This window comes from Lutimonas sp. (genome assembly GCF_051011215.1).
GTDB lineage: Bacteria > Bacteroidota > Bacteroidia > Flavobacteriales > Flavobacteriaceae > Lutimonas.
This window is the reverse complement of the sequence record NZ_JBPCUJ010000119.1, coordinates 1-18,537: the sequence shown is the minus strand read 5'-3', so window position 1 is coordinate 18,537 and position 18,537 is coordinate 1. Positions and strand designations below refer to the sequence as shown.

The window sequence follows — 18,537 nt, the reverse complement described above, 5'->3', positions numbered from 1 at the left end:
TTGTATTAAAGTTTTTTGATTTTTATGTTTTTGAACCAAATCGGGCTCGAATGATCCTGGAATCCGATATAGCCGGTGTTGAAAGAGCCATATAAATCGGCATCCTTCCATTTACCTGCGTTTTTCTTTGCTTCCCATGCGGCATCCCACGGCACAAATGAAACGAGCAGTTTTCCATTTAACCAATGTTCCACCTTTTCAGGAGTAAATATGATACGGGTAGAATTCCACTCTCCAACCGGGTGAAGTATTTTTTCAGCATCATTGGCCGGATGCATCGCATAATCTGAAGCGGTTTTTTGCCAATCTTGTAAATCGGCTAAATTCCCCGTAACTCCCATACTTTTATTATAAGATGTCAGGTCGTGAATCTTGGCATAATTTGCATCATCAATAAGCTGGTATTCCGGTGAGATATCCGGAGGACCGGCACCTTCAATTCCTTCTTTTAAGTGATAAAAAATCCCACTGTTTCCACCTTCAGGGATTTTCCACTCTACGTACAATTCAAAATTATCAAATTCCTCCTTGGCATAAATGATATCCTGACCACCCGTATAATCCTGCTCCATTCCCAGTTCTGTGTCAAAAGTGAGCACACTGTCTTTGGCCACCCAACCTGGAGGTAAAGTCTCTCCGTTGTAGGCTCTCCATCCATCTGTTGATACCCCGTCAAAGAGGTAAATCCACTCCTCGGATGCATTTGTCATTGTTTCTTCTTGATTGACTTCCTGAGGCTCGGCTTCAGTTTGATTTTTTGCTTCCTTTTTACAGGAAATTAAAAAAGTACAGAGCACTAAAATGGCAAGCAAATGTTTCATAAGTGTATAGATTCTTAAAGTTATCTTGTAAATTCTATCCGTAAATGTACAAATCAAATTCAAAATTCACCTCCTTAGTTGGTCATAATTAGGCTCTTATAGGCTAGACTCCTGATAATAGAGGTTGAATGGTGAAATTCACAGGATAAAAGGCTCTCAGCCAAACCTGAAGAAAATAGTGGATGCCTGGATTAAATATATACCGAGATCGTTAAAAACAGCATAGTTACACCAACTAAAATAATAGCCAGTGGAGTCACAAATTTCAGCCATTTGTCATAGCCTACTTTGATGATGGCTAAAGAAGCCAGGATGAGCCCGGTAGGATTAAACAGGTAAAACAATCCCATTCCGTATTGATAGCAGTTTACAATAACTTCTCTACCGATGTTTACAGTATCTGCCAAAGGTGACATGATAGGCATCGTTAATACGGCCATTCCAGAGGATGAAGGAATAAAAAATGACAAACCTCCATAAACGAATAAAAGGGAATTTGTAAAAACACCTTTGTTCATTCCCTCTGTAAAGGAACTGGCATAGAAAAGCATGGTGTCACTGATAAGGCCATCATCCATAAGCACAGAAACACCTCTGGCAATTCCGATAATAAAAGCAACACTTAATAATTCTCCGGCACCCTTGGAAAAAGAATCGATAAAATCACTTTCTTTCATTTTTCCAACAAAACCAATAAGGACTGAGCCAACAAGAAAGGTTGCCGTCATTTCAACAAACCACCAGTCTAATAAAGAAACTCCAACGATCATCACAATAAAACTCAAAGAGAAAATGAACAAAATTATCTTTAATCGAGTGGTTAAGGTAAGTGATTCATCATGTGATTTAAAATGCTGTTTTTCATTCTTTTTTTCTTCATAAATGATTGAATTTGCAGGGTCCTGCCTTACGCGTTTCGCATACCTCAGAATATAAATGATCGTAATGGTTAAACAGGTCAGTAACATTATGATTCTTCCGGTGAGACCTGTGGTCCAGTTTATACCAGCTGCATCGGAAGCAATAATCACTGAAAAAGGATTGATGGTCGAACACATAGAGCCAATGGCAGAGCCTAGAAAAATACATGCCAAACCAACCATTTCATCGTATTTTGCTGCCAGAAAAACAGGTATTAAAATAGGGAAGAAAGCAATGGTTTCTTCTGCCAAACCAAAAGTGGTTCCACCGGCGGCTATTAATGTTGTTACCAAAATAATTAGAAGGTACTCCCTTCCATTCAGAACCCTGCCTAACCAGGAAATACCGGCGTCAAAAGCACCGGTTTTATTCATAATACCAATGAGTCCTCCAATGATTAGCACTAAGAATATGATATCAGCCGCTTCAATAATCCCTCGTATAGGAGATTTTACAAAAGCAGCAACACCCTGAGGTTTGGCGTCGAGTTTTTGATAGGTGTCAGGTATGCTGATTGGCTTATAGATATCACCACTTGTAAACTTTTCCAAAGGAATTTTGATTGCCAGGTTTTCGAGTGTTTCCTGGGTCGCCGGGAGCTCAGTTGATCCATCCGGACCAGTTCGGATAAAGGTACTTTTCTCAGAATCATAACTAAGATTGTCGTATTCACCGGCAGGAACTACCCAGGTAAGCAAGGTTACCAAACCAGCTATTACAATAAGAATGGTTTGAGCTGATGGGAATTTTAATTTCTTCATGATGTTGGAATTCCGTTGAGTGTTTGGACTCAATTCGCTTCCGTGCAAGATACATTTTTAAGGAATATCTTTTTTACAATAAAAGTTCAAAAATGAAAGGTGCTATTCCTCTTCAAGTGAAGTTATAATCTTCTTGGCATTGACATTTTTTGGATTCATCTCAAAAGCTTTTTTATAATTTTTCAACGCAAGTTCTTTTTGACCATCTTCAAGGTACGCTTCACCCAGACTATCATAAGTGTTTGATGATTTTGGAAATTCCATTACATTGATACTAAAAATATCGATGGCTTCCTTTTTTTTGCCATTTTGTAACAGGCTGTATCCAGCCCGATTCATATCACCTTCATCGAGCTTGTATTCTGTATTGTCTTTTAAGGCTTCATATTGTTCCCTGCCCTTTGCAACTCCTTCATTTGAATATGTTTCTAACAGCGCATTGGCAATAGATAATTTTGGCATTTTGTATGGTTTGTCATCAAGAATTGCATTGATAGCTCTTGCAATATCATTCAAAGCTACTCTGCCCGTATTATTTAATAGAATTACAACGTTTTTTTCAGCCGGAACTCGTGTAATTAAGGTATTAAAACCGTTGATCCCTCCTCCGTGTGAATACTCCATGACAGTATCTTTTTTTGAGTCAGAATACCTCTTTTGAATTCCCCAACCATAGCCGTAAAATCCCCCCCAGGCCTTTATATGTTCGCCAAACATAAGATCTGCATTCTCTTTTGACAGCAAGGTATTATTACGTAATGCCTGATCCCAGATATAAAGATCATCTGCCGTTGAATAAAGTGATCCTGCTGCATACGGAATCGACATGTCAAGGTAGTTGGCATTTGAATAGTTATTGCCATTTTTCTCATAGCCAGCCGCTCTTTTTTTCAAGATGGTAGCATGGTGGTCAAAACCAGTATTGTTCATATTTAAAGGTGTAAAAATGCGATCATGTAATTCCTGCTCATAGCTGTTTCCCGTAATTTTCTCGATAATGGCGCCAAGTAAAAAATATCCGGAATTGCTATATCTGAATTTGCCACCAGGTTCGAATTCCAGTTCAAGATCTGAGAATTCACCAATAAAGACATCAACTTCATACGGATTGCGACTTTTTTCATCAAAGAAATTAGGGAAAGAAGTATAGTTTGGAATTCCGGAACTATGAGTAAGCAGCTGGTGCGTGTTTATTAGATCACCTGTATTTTTCGGATAATCCGTTAGATACGTAGTTATAGGAACCTGCAGATCTAATTTTCCTTCCGCTACCAACAGCATGATTAACATGGAGGTAAACTGTTTACTGATTGAGCCAAGACGGTGCTTTGTTTCAGCATCATTTTCCATATCCCATTCCATATTTGCCATTCCATAGCCTCCACTTAATATCAACTCTCCCTGATCAGCGACCAAAACCGAACCGTTAAATTGTTCGTATTCTTTATACTTATGAAGTAGTGCATCAATTTTATCTTTATGTGATTGGGCCGAAACGTCGAAAGTAAATACGATTGACGCACCTATAAAAGTAAAGAGAAATAGACGTAGGCTTTTTATTGAATTCATGGGGAGATTATTAGTTAGTTATACTGTTTAAAGATACAGATTAATCCAAAATTTATCTGTTTGACTATTAAATGACTGTGGAAAGGCCTTTTGGTTACAAAAAAATTAAAATCATTTATGTTGAATGGCAGACCAGGAATTTGAAAAGAAGGCATGCTAATTTAATTCATCAAGTATAATGTCAGTTATTTCAAATCGTGGAAATTCCCCGGTATTATTCCACAAAATGATGGTGATATCAGTATCAGCCTGTTTTAAGAACATGCAATAGAAACCAAGGTCAGTCCCGGGATGGTATACAATTGTATGTTTTTTAGAGGAAGAGAATTTAAAATCATCGATCATCCAGCCATAGCCATAATAGGCATCCCAGTCGGTATATTTAATTCTTGGTTTAAATAGGATTTCTTTTTTGTTATTTGGCAATAGTATTTCGGTGTCTAAAGCCAGACTCCACTTCAATAAATCGGTGACAGTGGAGGTAATTCCTCCGGCTCCGGCTACATTTTCCGGATGGTAATTGGGTTCAGGATCTCCATAGAGAAAAGCAGTTGTTACATTTGAACTGTCTTTTGCCGATCCGAAATAAGTAGCTGTCATTTCAAGAGGGTCAAAAATTCGCGTATTCAGCATTTTACCAAAATCATTGCCATCGATTCTTTCTGCAATTAAAGCCAAAACTGTAAAATTTGAATTTGAATAATCAAAACGACTTCCAGGGTTGAATTCTAGAGAATCACTGCAAAAATGAAGTACAAGTTCATCTAATTGATAGGAGCCTGATAGTATCTTTGCTGCATATTCCTTCTTGTCCAGATAATCAGGAATCCCTGATTGATGACTCAATAATTGATCTATGGTAATTTTACCATGGGCGTAGTCAGGTAAAAATTTGGAAACAGGGTCAGAAAAATGGAGTTTACCCTCATTTTCTAATTGCATGATCAGCATGGCGGTAAAAGTTTTACTCAATGAGCCTATTCTGAACTGGGAATTAACAGCGTTATTTGTTATCGAGCTGTTATAGCTTTTGTTCAGCAGCGTTGCACCCTCCTGATAAATGAGTGCAGTGCCGTTAAATTGACCTAACTTATTGAAAAACTGTAGCAAACTATCAATTCTAAGGTGAGAATCTTTAGGAAGCTTGGAGATATATTCTTCGGCTTGAATTCTAAGATCATTTGCCTGATTATTTGCAGCCAGGGTTTTTGCGATGGCGGAAAAATTTTGGGTGGGCACTATGATGGTGTACTCTTTCCAAAAATCAGGATTCAGATGCGAAGCCTGCTCTTCAATTAATGTACCTTTTTTTAAAGATTCTTCATTTGAGAACTGAGAAACGCTGTCAAACTGGTGGTAATTTACAATATAGTCTACTCGGGTATCGGCTTTAAAATTATAATGATTTCGGTCGCTTTTAAAATGTAAACTGGCGTCATTGCCTACCTTATTCAAATAATAACGGCCGTCAATTTTTTTATATTCGATTTGATATTGGTTCTTACTCATCGAAATCTGAATACCAATAATCTTCATCAGGGCTCTTAACCCGGCATCCCCGTATTTGTAGTTTTTAACTCCCTTAGGACTGAGACCAAAATCGAAATAAAGAAAGGCATAATTTGATTTGTCAATAAGCATATAGCCTTTATATCCGGCAATATTTGATGATTTTTGATCGAAGGACACCTTGTAGGCTTCTTTGCCGTCAACCATCATATGGCCGTCAATGACGAAGGTATGTGTTTTAAGCCCTTTTTTATTCAGAAAATCCATGTCGTCAACATTATTGACAATATCAAAACCGTAAACTCCTGAAGGACTCAGTCCTAAATCGATACCTTTGGAGGCTTCTTCATCTTTGACAGATCTTTTCTTATCCAATCGCAACTGTCGATATGGCTTTGCTGTTTTTGAATGATAGACATCAAAGACGGCTTCGGAAAGATGAATATATTCCTGATCTTTTTGAGAACTCACTCTGTAAAAACCTGTACTGATATAGGCTTCTTTAAAATAATTGTCAGCAATCCGATCCAGGGCTTTTTTGACAATAGTTTCTGCGGTAAAACCCTTAAGAACAACCTCTGTTAATTCTGTCTGTTCTTTTTGTAAATCAATTTCGACGCTTTGAGAAGTTGCCGGTATGGGGATTGTATGTGACGTATATCCAATAAAAGAGACCACCAGACTGTCTGATTTTAGTTCAGCAGGAATGATTAGTTTGAAAGCTCCATTTGAGTTGGATGCGGTACCAATCGTATGGGACTTCGATGATATATTTGCAAAAGGCAGGGGTGCCTTAGTTTCGGCATCATATACATACCCCGTAAGTACTAATTTTTGACCGTTTGTCACCAAGCCAAGACCAAGAAACAGAATTGCGATCCAGTGTTTTGTTAGCAGCATACGTTTTTCTTGTCAGGGGTGGCAATAAAGAATTTATTTAATCTCAAAATCAGTTTAAGGACTTTTTTGTAAGGTAAATGAGGCTTTTTCAATACCAAACGCTGTCATCCAGACTCGATCCTTCTTAAATCCAAATTTAATATAAAAATCGACAGCAGGCTGATTCTCATTTCCCGTCTCTACTGTGATTCGTTGCGCGGTAAACGTTTGCTTCACAAATCCTAATAATTTAAAGCCTATTCCCTTTCTGAAAAATGCAGGATCGACGGTTAAACTTCTGATATGTACATGATTTTCTGCCTCTTCCAGTTCCATAACAGCTTTGAGTTCTGACTGATCATAATAGCCGTAAAATTGTGTGCTGCTTTCCTGAATGGCATTCATAGTTCGTTTCAACGGAGGGAAATCTTCACAGTTTAATATGGCGGCTTCAACGGCATATGATCTTTGAAAGATGCGATAGATTTTTGAACTGAGTTCGGGCTGATGATGGTCGAGTGAAGTAATCATGCCAACAATCAAGAATGAGACAATTGCTTGTATTTAATAAAGGAATAGATTACGGGAGTTAAACTAATAAGTATGATAATCCCTATAAAAATATTGAAGTTTAATTTCTTGTCTAACAAAATACTACATAGTATGATCACCAAGCCACCCGCAAACCAGATCTTTCCGGCCAGTTTATGGGTTGCTTTCCAGACAGTTTCATTTTCCAGAGTCCACGGAGTTCGAATACCAATAAAATAATTAGCACGGAGGGTTTTAAAGTAATTGCCCAGAATAAGGATTAATATTCCGATTAGTAAAACAATATAGTTCGGGTTGTAGAGGCTTTCGTTTTTCACTGCATAAATTATTATCATGGCTAAAACAGACATAAAAATGGTCATCGCCGCTTTCAGCATAAAATACTTATTTCCCATTTGCTGAATTTTTCCTTTTGGATCGATAAAAGGAACCAATGAGAAAATTGCATATACCAGAAGAGGTAATAAAAAAGGGATTAATACCAGTTCCAATTTATCTCCGTAACGATCAATCTCTCCATTCACATCCCAGTGCACAGGAACATTTTGAGGTAAATCTTGCCAAACGGAAGCCAAATAAATAAAAGGTGCTGCAACAATTGCTATAAGAGGTATCTCTTTTTGTATACTTGTTTTCATACTTATTTTTTTAGGGTGAGGATCCATGAAAGTAAATCTTCCAAAATACTGGTATTCAATGAATAATGAACAAATTGACCTTTTTTAACACTACTGATCAGGTCGGCCCTTTTGAGAATATCCAGATGGTGCGAAATGCTGGGTTTGGAAATGTTAAAGTGTTCTGATATTTCACCCGCATTCATATCACCGTCTTTGAGCAGATCAATAATTTGTCTTCTCGTCTCATCATTAAGTGCTTTGAACAGGGAATTCATTTTAATTAGGTATTTAGACAAATATCTAAATACTTTTTGAATTATTCAAATTTTGAACACTTTAATTCTTAATGATTTTATAACCTTGGAGAAAAACATCCATAAAATCAGCTGCTTTCAACGTCTTTTACAGGAATTAACGGTCAATTTATCGCTAATTGAACCGCCCAAGTCATTGAAAGTTGTATTTTTGCAAAAAATTTAAATATATGAGTGCTAAGAAAAAAGTCACATTTGACGTTCTAATTGAAATCCCAAAAGGAAGTAGAAATAAATATGAATACGATTTTACTTTACATAAAATTCGTTTTGACAGAATGTTGTTTTCATCTATGATGTATCCTGGTGATTATGGTTTTATTCCTGAAACCTTAGCACTTGATAAGGATCCTTTAGACGTTTTGGTATTATGTGCTGAACCAAGTTATCCTATGGTTGTGATGGAAGTCAGACCTATAGGAGTTTTTCATATGACGGATGAAAAAGGACCAGATGAAAAAATAATTTGTGTTCCTGTAGATGACCCAATTTACAATAAGAGGATGGACATCGCAGATTTGAATCCACACAGACTAAAAGAGATCGAGCATTTTTTTAAGGTATATAAGGACTTAGAAAAGAAAAAAGTTGATACCGGAGGATGGGGAAATGCCGAAGAAGCTATTAAAATTTACCATGAATGTGTGACTCGTTACGATGAAAGTGAACACAAGAAAAAGAGAACTTTTACGATTTAGAGGAAAGACTTTTTTTTGAATTTAATATAGGAACCACCATTTATATATGGTGGTTTTTTTTATCTCCCAATATTGCTTACATTTAGCACCTTTAAAAATAAAATCACTTAAAAATCTAACACTTAAAAATGGAATTAATCGTAAATTATTTGTGGTTGTTTGGGATACTGGCACTGGTATTTGTATTTGTCAAAAATGCCTGGGTTGCTAAACAAGACGAAGGAAATGAAAAAATGTCGAAAATTGCTAAACACATTGCTGATGGGGCCATGTCTTTTCTAAAAGCTGAGTACAAGATTTTAGCGATTTTTGTGGTTGCAGTTGCAGTTTTACTTTATTTCAAAGGATCAAACGAAGCTGGGTCACATGGAATGGTAGCGCTGTCTTTTATCGTTGGTGCAATTTGTTCGGCTCTTGCCGGGTTTATTGGAATGAAAGCCGCAACAAAAGCAAATGTAAGAACGACACAAGCTGCAAGAACTTCTCTTGGAAGTGCGCTGGAAGTGGCCTTTGCCGGTGGAGCAGTTATGGGGCTGGGAGTAGTTGGTCTTGGTGTATTAGGCTTGAGTGGCCTTTTTATGGTGTACCAAGGAATATGGCCAGGTGAAGAAAACCTAGCAATGGTACTGAATGTACTTTCAGGCTTCTCTTTGGGAGCTTCATCAATTGCCTTGTTTGCAAGAGTTGGTGGTGGAATCTATACAAAGGCTGCCGATGTAGGAGCAGATTTAGTAGGTAAGGTTGAGGCAGGTATTCCTGAGGATCACCCGTTAAACCCTGCAACAATTGCAGATAACGTTGGTGACAATGTGGGAGATGTTGCCGGAATGGGAGCAGATTTATTCGAATCTTACGTAGGCTCTATTATAGGTACAATGGTACTGGGAGCATTTATTATAACGCCGGATTTTGCAGGACTGGGAGCGGTATATTTACCTTTGGTCCTTGCGGCAGTTGGTATCTTAATGTCCATTGTAGGTACGTTCTTTGTGCGAGTAAAAGATGGCGGAAGTCCGCATAAGGCATTAAATCTTGGAGAATTTGGTTCAGGAGGATTGATGATTATAGCAGCCTATTTTATCACTATGGAAATGATTCCTGCCGAATGGGTTTATGACGGTGTTGATTATACAAGTAATGGCGTGTTTTTTGCCATACTTTCTGGATTGATTGCCGGCTTTGGAGTTGGTAAGATCACTGAATATTATACAGGAACCGGAACAAAACCGGTCAATTCAATTGTTGAGCAATCTGAAACAGGTTCTGCGACAAATATTATTGCCGGCTTAGGTGTGGGTATGATGTCGACTGCTGTTCCGATTTTGTTGATAGCAGCTGCCATTATTATTTCGCATCACTTTGCCGGATTATATGGTATTGCCATTGCTGCAGTAGGAATGCTTGCAAACACAGGTATTCAATTAGCAGTAGATGCATACGGTCCTATTTCTGACAATGCGGGTGGAATTGCTGAAATGGCAGAATTGCCAAAAGAAGTTCGTGAAAGAACAGATAAATTGGATGCTGTAGGGAATACAACAGCTGCGATTGGTAAAGGATTTGCCATTGCTTCTGCTGCACTTACGGCTCTTGCCTTATTTGCTGCTTTTATGAAAACAGCGAATGTAACCGCAATTGATGTTTCTCAACCAAAAATTATGGCCGGTTTATTAGTAGGAGGGATGCTTCCTTTTGTATTCTCTGCCTTATCAATGAACGCTGTGGGTAGAGCTGCTATGGCAATGATTGAAGAAGTAAGACGTCAGTTTAGAGATATACCTGCTTTGCACGCTGCTTTGGAAGTGATGAGAAAATACGATTCAGATATGTCTAAAGCTTCGAAGGAAGATAGAGTGATATTTGATGCTGCTGATGGTGTTGCTGAATATGATAAATGTGTTGAGATTTCTACACAGGCTTCTATTAGAGAAATGGTTCTACCTGGTTTATTAGCCATTGCAGTTCCGGTATTGATCGGATTTGTAGGAGGTGCTGAAATGTTAGGAGGACTGCTTGCCGGAGTAACTACTTGTGGCGTTTTAATGGCAATTTTTCAATCAAATGCCGGAGGTGCGTGGGATAATGCAAAGAAAATGATTGAAGAACAAGGTAAAAAAGGTACTGCAGCTCATAAAGCAGCGGTGGTTGGAGATACGGTAGGAGATCCATTTAAGGATACTTCTGGACCGTCTTTGAACATTCTTTTAAAGTTGATGTCGGTTGTTGCTTTAGTAATAGCCCCAAGTATCGCCTTGAATGCGGATGAAATTACGGCTCATAATATGGAAACTTTGACAGTTACGGAACAAGTTGTTGTTTCTGAAACTGCTGAAGGAACTGTAGTTACTGATGAGACGACCATAACATTAGAAGAAAGCAGCGCTGAAGAAGCTGAGAAAGCAACTGAGGCAAAGGTTGCTGAGGAGAAAAAGGAAGAATTATAAACTTTCTTTAAAATGATAGAAAAGATGCAAACCAATGGTTTGCATCTTTTTTTTTGCATCAAATAATAGGCTGTAAAAGTTGTTTTAAGCCGGCTTTTTTACTAACTTTAGAGATAGGGTTTTGAGTAAAATGAAGTATGGTATGCAAGCAACAGATCCTTTAAAAGATTTTATTTCTTTAGAATTAAAAGATTCTATCTGGGAACACTTTTATACGGTAGCTCCTTTGGTGGTTATTGGCTCAAAAGAGTCGCAAGGCTTTGATCTTGCTCCTAAACACATGGCCACTCCATTAGGCTTTTCAGATTTTTTTGGATTTGTATGTACAGCCCGTCATAATACATACCAAAATATTAAGAAGCATTCTAGGTTTTCTGTAAGCTTTGTTAAGCCGGATCAAATTCTATTGTCATCTCTGGCGGCCATACCCAGATGTGCAGTCAAGGATTTTTCTCAAGAAATTACAAATCAGATACCAACTTTGTTAAGTGAAGACGGAGAGGTGATATTTGTACAAGATTCCTATGTCATGTTGGATTGTGCCTTGCATCAAATTATTGATGGATTTGATGATTACAGTATTATAACCGGTAGAATTCGAAGTGCCCGAGTACATAAAAATTATAAAATAGTGTCGGATGAAGGTCATCAAAAGCAAATATATGATCACCCTTTGTTGGCTTATATAGCACCAGGCAGGTTTGCCAATATCCATGAAACACTAGCATATCCCTATCCGAAGGATTTTCAGAGATAAGATATAAATCAGCGTGAAATGAAAATTTCAGCGACCCCACATATTGAAACATATTTAAGAGATCATCAAGAAGAAATGATAGATTTTTTAAAGAAACTTGTGGCCAAAGAAAGCCCTTCGAGGCAACCGGAATGTCAGCAAGAGATCCTAAAATTCTTAAAGGACAGTTTGGAAAATATGGCTTTCGATGCAAGTGTTTTCCCAGGAATAAAAACAGGAGGCTTTTTATATGCCAGACCGAAAGCCAGAAATAAGTCTTTGCCGGTTCAGCTCCTAATTGGTCACTGTGATACCGTCTGGAGTTGCGATACCCTTCAACAGATGCCTATTGTGGATTTGAATGAGAAGCTATCTGGCCCGGGTGTTTTTGATATGAAAGCCGGAATTACTCAAATCATCTTTGCCTTAAAAGCCATCAAAGAACTTGGATTAAGCTGTCATCTAAGCCCCGTGATTATCATAAATTCAGATGAAGAGATTGGAAGTTTCGAGTCATCAGAAATTATAAAAAAAATAGCAAAAGTAGCGAGCAGGGCTTTTATTTTGGAGCCACCACTCGGTTTTGAAGGCAAACTTAAAACGGCTCGTAAAGGCATTGGGAAATTCACGTTAAACGTTACAGGAAAGCCCGCTCATGCAGGATTGAATCCTAATGAAGGCATAAGCGCCATTGTTGAACTTTCGCATCAAATTCAAGATTTATTTAAATTAAATGACTTTGAGAAAGGAATCACCGTAAATGTCGGAATGATTCAAGGAGGATCATCAGCCAATGTTATTGCTGAAGAAAGCAAAGCTGTGGTGGATGTTAGGGTACATAATATGGTAGATGCTGCTTATATCCAAGAGGAAATATTTAACTTAAAACCAAAGCATAAAGGAGCAACTCTTCATATCAGTGGAGGATTTGGCAGACCACCAATGGAAAGAACCAGTAGGAATCAAAAGCTTTGGCTACTGGCGCAAAACATAGCGCAAAACATGGATTTACATCTTGAACAGGCAGTTGCGGGTGGAGGATCTGATGGGAATACCACCAGCTTGTATACGGCAACCCTTGATGGTTTAGGAACTGTGGGAGACGGTGCACATGCAAGACATGAATTTATCTTTAAGGACAAGCTGATTGAAAGAACTGCCTTGCTAACCATGCTTCTTTTGTCTGAAGATATCAAAGAATAAATGAACGTCTAATCTATAAAACAGCCCTATGAATTCAACATATATATTTTCTTCAATGTTACGAATTAGTGATTTGGATGAAAGGAAATTTGAAGTAAAGAAACTGGAAAAAGTAAAGTGGAAAACAGGAGATTATGTGATTGGAAGAATTACAAATCCGGGACATGACCAGATGAAGTTGGAATTGATCAATGGCAGGATGAGAAGCTTTATGAAAGAGGATTTGGTAGCAGGTGCCCTGGGGGAAAGATATGCTACATTAGAAGCCACAGGCTCCTGGAAAGAGGTAGAAGAGGATGGAATGATGCATTTATTGACTGGTGGAGGTTTGATGGGAAAATGCACATCAAAATCAGTTTACCTCTCTAATTTGATCGAAATTGAATACATGGGTCATATTTTCTTAGAGGATCATGTTTGTAAAATGGATGATTATGTAAAAGAGGTACCTTATAAGAAATTTGAGTTACCGGTTATTTTATTGGTAGGGACATCTATGTCAGCCGGCAAAACCACTGTAGCGAGAATCATCGTGAATCAATTGAAACGAGCCGGTTTAAAAATAGTTGCCGGAAAATTAACTGGCGCAAGTAGATTCCGTGATACCTTATCTTTAAAAGATGTCGGAGCGAGTCATATTTTTGATTTTGTAGATGTTGGCTTGCCTTCTTCTATTTATCCGCGAGAAAAATTTAGAAAAAAGCTAAGACTGCTACTGAGCCATGTGTATGATATTCAGGCGGATGTGGCAGTGATTGAACTCGGGGCATCACCCTTAGAACCTTATAATGGAGACATTGCTTTTGAAGAATTAAAAGACTGTGTAAAATGTACCGTATTATGTGCCTCTGATCCATATGCTGTGTATGGTGTCATGAAAAGTTTTAAGTTGAAGCCTGATATCGTGAGCGGTATTGCTACCAATACGTTTGCCGGCTCAGATTTAATAGAAAAACTATGTGGGGTAAAGGCACTCAATTTAATTGACCCTAAAACTTCAGTTGAATTGAGAGAGATATTATCAAAAAAACTGGGTAGAAAATTAAGCCCAGATCTGGCAGGGGTTTAAGATTAATACCTGATTTGATTTTTATTGTCCTATCAAAAAATCACTTTTGGGAAATCTGCCTGAATAAGTTACCTTTGATTTTCACAATAAAGTACTATGCGTAAGGTCGCCCTATTTATCCTTCTTTTTACAGGTTTTATCCACGCTCAGAAAGACAGTACTTTTGTTGATAATAAGTACCTTGAAGACCAGCTATATTTTAACCTGACCTATATTCATATGTTGAATTTACCTGATAGAGTTTCTCAATCAGGATTTTCGTTCGGACTGGCTGGGGGTTTCATTAAGGACTTTCCTTTAAATGCTGGTCGGAATGTCGGCCTTGGTGCGGGAATAGGTTATGGATTCAATAATTATTATTTCAATGTTGAATTGGATGCCATTGATCCTTCGGAAACAGATGCCATTATTAAAAACAACAAAATAATTCTACATACGGTTGAGTTGCCTATAGAGTTGAGGTTTCGAAATTCAACTCCTTTGAAATATAAGTTTTGGCGATTTTATCCCGGGGTTAAACTGGCCTATGTATTTGCAAATAATACCAGCTTTAGCAGATCAGCAGATTTTGACGTAAGCGATATTATCGATATCAACCAATTTATTTACGGACTTACTTTTTCAGCTGGATATAACAAATGGAATCTCCACCTGTATTATGGTTTAAATGACCTGTTCAATGAAACAGAGCTAAATGATTATCAAATCAATATCTCAGACTTTAGAATTGGCTTGATATTCTATATATTCTGATAGATTTGAAAGCTAATAAACTGTGAGATTACTCCAAGTAAAAAGCCTATATACACTTCTTTAGGTCGATGTGCGTTGAGTGCCAGCCTCGATACCCCTATGAATCCTGCTATGATAAATAAACCTGCTAAAAGCGAATTAAAATTTAATCGATATTCATAGCTCATAACCATTACAAAGCCAATCAGACCACCTATCCCCAAGGTATGTAAACTGGTTTTAATCTTTATATTAAAGAGTAAATACGTAAAGCTTAAGGCAAAGGCCACTCCAAAAAATGAAAAAGCAAGCAGATCAGCAATGCGCGTGCTCACCATGGCTCTTCCCAGGAGAAAGGAAAGCATGATAAAAAACAAGATGGGAAATTTTCGCTCTTCAATATTTCTTAAGTGATAATCACTGATCATATTGACTCTTTTTAATAAAGCCAGTAAGAGAATCGGAACGATATAGGTGCTTATAAAAACAACAAGGAGAATTATATATTCCTGTTGTTTCAGAATATGTTTTGGACTCAAATACAAGTATAAGAAACTACCCAGAAAGGAGAATAGCAAGGGGTGTAATACGTAGGAAATGAATTTATAGAAAAACATAAACTAAAGAATCTTTTTTCTGAGTCGCGCCACCGGAATGTCAAGCTGTTCGCGGTATTTTGCAACTGTTCTTCGGGCGATAAGATAACCACTTTCTTTTAAAACTTTCGATAATTTCTCATCGGTAAGTGGTTTTTTCTTATCCTCCTTGTCGATTTCATTCTGAAGAATTTTTTTGATTTCTCTGGTCGAAATGTCTTCGCCCTGATCGTTCTTCATCGATTCTGAGAAAAAATCTTTGACAAGTTTGGTGCCATAGGGAGTATCTGCATATTTACTGTTTGCCACTCTTGAAACGGTTGATACATCCATATGTATCTGGTCGGCAATATCTTTAAGAACCATCGGTTTTAACTTTCTTTCATCTCCCGTTAACAGGAATTCTTTTTGATAATGCATGATGGCGTTCATGGTGATCATAAGTGTCTGCTGACGCTGTTTGATCGCATCTATAAACCATTTGGCGGCATCCAGTTTTTGCTTGATGAACAGGACGGCATCTTTTTGAGATTTTGATTTATCTTTAGACTCAGCATAGCCTTTGAGCATATTATCGTATTCTTTTGAGATATGAAGATCAGGTGCGTTTCTGGCGTTTAAACTAAGTTCTAAATTACCTTCATTGATTCGTATGGTGAAATCAGGTACAATATGTTCAATGACCGTTAAATTGCCTGAGAAAGCTCCTCCGGGCTTTGGATTTAGTTTTTCAATCTCCTTGATGGCCCCTTTCAGCTCTTCCATACTGATGTTGAACTTCTGAGATAATTTGATATAGTGTTTTTTAACAAATTGATCGAAGGATGTATTTAAAATCTCCTTGGCTAAAATTCGTTCTTTGTTCTCCTCTTTACGGTCCAATTGCAGAATCAAACATTCTTTTAAAGATCGGGCACCCACGCCTGCAGGGTCCAGTTGTTGTACGAGGGTCAATATTTTTTCCACCTCTTCGTTTGACGTATAAATGTTTTCAGAGAAGGCCAGATCATCAATAATATCCTCTATTGTTCTTCTGATATACCCGTTATCATCAATACAACCAATCATAAACTCAGCAATGAGTTCTTGTTCCGGTTCGAGACTAAAAGTATGAAGCTGGTTGCTCAGGTGCTGGTTAAAAGTAATTCCTCCGGAATAAGGAATTCTATTATCGTCATCATCACTGCTATAGTTGTTTGCCTGAAGTTTATAACTGGGAATCTCATCGTCACTCAGATAGTCGTCTATATTGATATCCGTTTCAATGGTTTCCGTTCCGGTATCATCATAGTCATCATTTGAATTATCCTGAAACTCATCCACAGCTTCCTTGCCACTTTCCAAGGCAGGATTTTCTTCAATTTCCTGGCTCAGCTTTTGTTCAAAAGCCTGTGTAGGAAGTTGAATTAACTTCATCAACTGAATCTGTTGAGGAGATAATTTTTGCTGGAGTTTTTGTTGTAAACTTTGTTTTAACATATGAGATATTAATCAAGCCTAAGTTACAAAAAAAGAACTTCCAAACCGTTTATGGACCAATTTACAGGCAAGTTCTAGAATTCAGCGCTTTGAGGTGTTCTTGGGAACGGAATTACATCTCTGATATTGCTCATTCCTGTGGCGAATTGAACCATTCGTTCAAATCCAAGACCAAAACCTGAATGGGTAGCGGTTCCAAATTTTCTGAGATCCAAATACCACCATAATTCCTTTTCATCAATGCCTAAGGCCTCAATTTTTTCTTTTAGAACATCAAGCCTTTCTTCTCTTTGACTTCCTCCTACGATTTCTCCAATACCAGGAAACAGCACATCCATGGCTCTAACCGTTTTGCCATCATCGTTGAGGCGCATATAAAATGCTTTGATATTGGCAGGGTAATCAAATAAGATCACGGGTGATTTAAAATGCTTTTCAACTAAGAAGCGCTCATGTTCACTCTGTAAATCGGCACCCCATTCATTGATAGGGAATTTAAATTTTTTCTTTTTATTTGGCTTGGAGTTTTTCAGAATATCAATGGCCTCCGTATAGCTCACTCTCTTAAAATTGTTATCAATGACAAACTTTAATTTTTCTCGTAAAGGCATGTCGCTCCGTTCAATTGCCGGTTTGGATTTTTCTTCATCCAACAGCCTTTTTTCAAGGAATTCCAGGTCATCTTTACAATGCTCTAAAATATACCCCAGGATGTATTTGATAAAATCTTCACTGAGATCCATATTGGCATCCAGATCGTTGAAAGCGACTTCTGGTTCTACCATCCAAAATTCTGCTAAATGCCTTGAGGTATTTGAGTTTTCGGCTCTAAATGTAGGTCCAAAGGTATAGACTTTTCCTAAGGCCATCGCATAAGTTTCAGCCTCTAACTGACCAGAAACCGTAAGGTTGGTTTCCTTACCAAAAAAGTCTTCTTTAAAATCAATATTCCCTTCCTCTGTAAGCGGTGGGTTTTTCTTGTCTAACGTGGATACACTAAACATTTCTCCTGCTCCTTCGGCATCAGAACCGGTAATGATGGGTGCATGAAAATAGTGAAAACCATTGTTTATGAAATACTGATGGATGGCAAAGGATAGTATAGATCGTATCCTCATGACGGCACTAAATGTATTGGTCCGAATTCTCAGATGCGCATTTTCACGCAAAAATTCCATGGTATGCTTTTTAGGTTGAATCGGATATTCATCCGGATTCGAAGCTCCTAAAATGGTAATTTCTGAAACCTGGATCTCAACAGTTTGACCTTTTCCCTGACTTTCTACCAACACACCTTTTACGTCAATGGCAGCTCCGGTATTGATTTGTTTTAAGACCTCCTCAGACGTGTTTTCAAAATCAATGACACATTGTATATTTTTGATGGTGGAACCATCATTTAAGGCAATAAATCGATTACTTCTAAAAGTTTTTACCCAACCTTTAATTTGAATTTCCTGTAATATATGTTCAGCCTGTAATAATTCGGCTACGCTTAAGTTCTGCATCCTCAAAATTTTGGTGGCAAAGATACGTAAAGCGATAAAAATTAGAAAGTATAATTATTTTAATATTTCCAGGAGATATTGACCATAGCCACTTTTTAATAAGGGCGTTGCCACAGCTTTAAGCTG

The 18,537-nt window shown here is 37.7% G+C and carries 16 protein-coding genes; 6 read left to right on the top strand and 10 right to left on the bottom strand.

Annotation, left to right across the window (positions count from 1 at the left end; translation table 11 throughout):
• Positions 1–5: 5 nt before the first annotated feature.
• The 7 genes from ACR2MV_RS11295 to ACR2MV_RS11265 form a co-directional block, all read right to left on the bottom strand.
• Positions 6–821, bottom strand: coding sequence for a 3-keto-disaccharide hydrolase (locus ACR2MV_RS11295; RefSeq protein WP_434022022.1), 816 nt, complete (start codon positions 819–821; stop codon positions 6–8).
• Positions 822–1,012: 191 nt separating this feature from the next.
• The gene (locus ACR2MV_RS11290) at positions 1,013–2,503 is read right to left on the bottom strand and encodes a YfcC family protein (RefSeq protein WP_434022021.1); all 1,491 of its coding nucleotides are present in this window, start codon (positions 2,501–2,503) and stop codon (positions 1,013–1,015) included.
• A gap of 102 nt (positions 2,504–2,605) precedes the next feature.
• On the bottom strand, positions 2,606–4,072 hold the full coding sequence (locus ACR2MV_RS11285) for a serine hydrolase (protein ID WP_434022020.1): 1,467 nt from the start codon (positions 4,070–4,072) through the stop codon (positions 2,606–2,608).
• A gap of 156 nt (positions 4,073–4,228) precedes the next feature.
• Complete coding sequence (locus ACR2MV_RS11280; protein ID WP_434022019.1) at positions 4,229–6,481, bottom strand: serine hydrolase; 2,253 nt, start codon at positions 6,479–6,481, stop codon at positions 4,229–4,231.
• A 54-nt stretch (positions 6,482–6,535) separates the two neighbouring features.
• A complete protein-coding gene (locus tag ACR2MV_RS11275) occupies positions 6,536–6,991 on the bottom strand; it encodes a GNAT family N-acetyltransferase (RefSeq protein WP_434022018.1) in 456 nt (151 codons plus the stop codon).
• Positions 6,992–6,999: 8 nt separating this feature from the next.
• Positions 7,000–7,650 carry an SdpI family protein gene (locus ACR2MV_RS11270; RefSeq protein ID WP_434022017.1) on the bottom strand — a complete coding sequence of 217 codons (651 nt, stop codon included), beginning with the start codon at positions 7,648–7,650 and terminating at the stop codon, positions 7,000–7,002.
• Positions 7,651–7,652: 2 nt separating this feature from the next.
• On the bottom strand, positions 7,653–7,907 hold the full coding sequence (locus tag ACR2MV_RS11265) for an autorepressor SdpR family transcription factor (RefSeq protein WP_434022016.1): 255 nt from the start codon (positions 7,905–7,907) through the stop codon (positions 7,653–7,655).
• Between the two features lie 209 nt (positions 7,908–8,116).
• Between ACR2MV_RS11265 and ACR2MV_RS11260 the strand changes: the two genes are divergently transcribed.
• From ACR2MV_RS11260 to ACR2MV_RS11235, 6 genes are all read left to right on the top strand, one after another.
• Complete coding sequence (locus ACR2MV_RS11260) at positions 8,117–8,644, top strand: inorganic diphosphatase (RefSeq protein ID WP_434022015.1); 528 nt, start codon at positions 8,117–8,119, stop codon at positions 8,642–8,644.
• Positions 8,645–8,772: 128 nt separating this feature from the next.
• Positions 8,773–11,088 carry a sodium-translocating pyrophosphatase gene (locus tag ACR2MV_RS11255; RefSeq protein WP_434022014.1) on the top strand — a complete coding sequence of 772 codons (2,316 nt, stop codon included), beginning with the start codon at positions 8,773–8,775 and terminating at the stop codon, positions 11,086–11,088.
• A gap of 142 nt (positions 11,089–11,230) precedes the next feature.
• Entirely contained in the window at positions 11,231–11,845 is a 615-nt protein-coding gene (locus ACR2MV_RS11250) for a flavin reductase (RefSeq protein WP_434022013.1), read from the top strand.
• Between the two features lie 18 nt (positions 11,846–11,863).
• On the top strand, positions 11,864–13,027 hold the full coding sequence (locus ACR2MV_RS11245) for a M20 family metallopeptidase (RefSeq protein WP_434022012.1): 1,164 nt from the start codon (positions 11,864–11,866) through the stop codon (positions 13,025–13,027).
• Between the two features lie 28 nt (positions 13,028–13,055).
• A complete protein-coding gene (locus ACR2MV_RS11240; protein ID WP_434022011.1) occupies positions 13,056–14,096 on the top strand; it encodes a hypothetical protein in 1,041 nt (346 codons plus the stop codon).
• Between the two features lie 96 nt (positions 14,097–14,192).
• Complete coding sequence (locus ACR2MV_RS11235; protein ID WP_434022010.1) at positions 14,193–14,849, top strand: porin family protein; 657 nt, start codon at positions 14,193–14,195, stop codon at positions 14,847–14,849.
• Here ACR2MV_RS11235 and ACR2MV_RS11230 read toward each other — a convergent pair.
• The 3 genes from ACR2MV_RS11230 to asnS form a co-directional block, all read right to left on the bottom strand.
• Positions 14,837–15,445, bottom strand: a complete 609-nt coding sequence (locus ACR2MV_RS11230; RefSeq protein ID WP_434022009.1) for a hypothetical protein — start codon at positions 15,443–15,445, stop codon at positions 14,837–14,839. The two genes, ACR2MV_RS11235 and ACR2MV_RS11230, sit on opposite strands and share 13 nt — an antisense overlap.
• Positions 15,446–15,448: 3 nt before the next feature.
• Entirely contained in the window at positions 15,449–16,903 is a 1,455-nt protein-coding gene (gene rpoN / locus ACR2MV_RS11225; protein ID WP_434022008.1) for an RNA polymerase factor sigma-54, read from the bottom strand.
• 74 nt (positions 16,904–16,977) lie between these two features.
• Entirely contained in the window at positions 16,978–18,411 is a 1,434-nt protein-coding gene (gene asnS, locus ACR2MV_RS11220; RefSeq protein ID WP_434022007.1) for an asparagine--tRNA ligase, read from the bottom strand.
• Between the last annotated feature and the right edge of the window lie 126 nt (positions 18,412–18,537).

Excerpts from the sequence above, each read along its gene's own strand:
- ACR2MV_RS11250 (WP_434022013.1), top strand. The coding sequence starts at position 11,231 with ATGCAAGCAACAGATCCTTTAAAAGATTTTATTTCTTTAGAATTAAAA.
- ACR2MV_RS11290 (WP_434022021.1), bottom strand. The coding sequence starts at position 2,503 with ATGAAGAAATTAAAATTCCCATCAGCTCAAACCATTCTTATTGTAATA.
- ACR2MV_RS11230 (WP_434022009.1), bottom strand. The coding sequence starts at position 15,445 with ATGTTTTTCTATAAATTCATTTCCTACGTATTACACCCCTTGCTATTC.
- ACR2MV_RS11275 (WP_434022018.1), bottom strand. The coding sequence starts at position 6,991 with ATGATTACTTCACTCGACCATCATCAGCCCGAACTCAGTTCAAAAATC.
- ACR2MV_RS11255 (WP_434022014.1), top strand. The coding sequence starts at position 8,773 with ATGGAATTAATCGTAAATTATTTGTGGTTGTTTGGGATACTGGCACTG.
- ACR2MV_RS11260 (WP_434022015.1), top strand. The coding sequence starts at position 8,117 with ATGAGTGCTAAGAAAAAAGTCACATTTGACGTTCTAATTGAAATCCCA.
- ACR2MV_RS11285 (WP_434022020.1), bottom strand. The coding sequence starts at position 4,072 with ATGAATTCAATAAAAAGCCTACGTCTATTTCTCTTTACTTTTATAGGT.
- asnS (WP_434022007.1), bottom strand. The coding sequence starts at position 18,411 with ATGCAGAACTTAAGCGTAGCCGAATTATTACAGGCTGAACATATATTA.
- ACR2MV_RS11270 (WP_434022017.1), bottom strand. The coding sequence starts at position 7,650 with ATGAAAACAAGTATACAAAAAGAGATACCTCTTATAGCAATTGTTGCA.
- ACR2MV_RS11295 (WP_434022022.1), bottom strand. The coding sequence starts at position 821 with ATGAAACATTTGCTTGCCATTTTAGTGCTCTGTACTTTTTTAATTTCC.
- ACR2MV_RS11240 (WP_434022011.1), top strand. The coding sequence starts at position 13,056 with ATGAATTCAACATATATATTTTCTTCAATGTTACGAATTAGTGATTTG.
- ACR2MV_RS11280 (WP_434022019.1), bottom strand. The coding sequence starts at position 6,481 with ATGCTGCTAACAAAACACTGGATCGCAATTCTGTTTCTTGGTCTTGGC.
- ACR2MV_RS11235 (WP_434022010.1), top strand. The coding sequence starts at position 14,193 with ATGCGTAAGGTCGCCCTATTTATCCTTCTTTTTACAGGTTTTATCCAC.
- rpoN (WP_434022008.1), bottom strand. The coding sequence starts at position 16,903 with ATGTTAAAACAAAGTTTACAACAAAAACTCCAGCAAAAATTATCTCCT.
- ACR2MV_RS11245 (WP_434022012.1), top strand. The coding sequence starts at position 11,864 with ATGAAAATTTCAGCGACCCCACATATTGAAACATATTTAAGAGATCAT.
- ACR2MV_RS11265 (WP_434022016.1), bottom strand. The coding sequence starts at position 7,907 with ATGAATTCCCTGTTCAAAGCACTTAATGATGAGACGAGAAGACAAATT.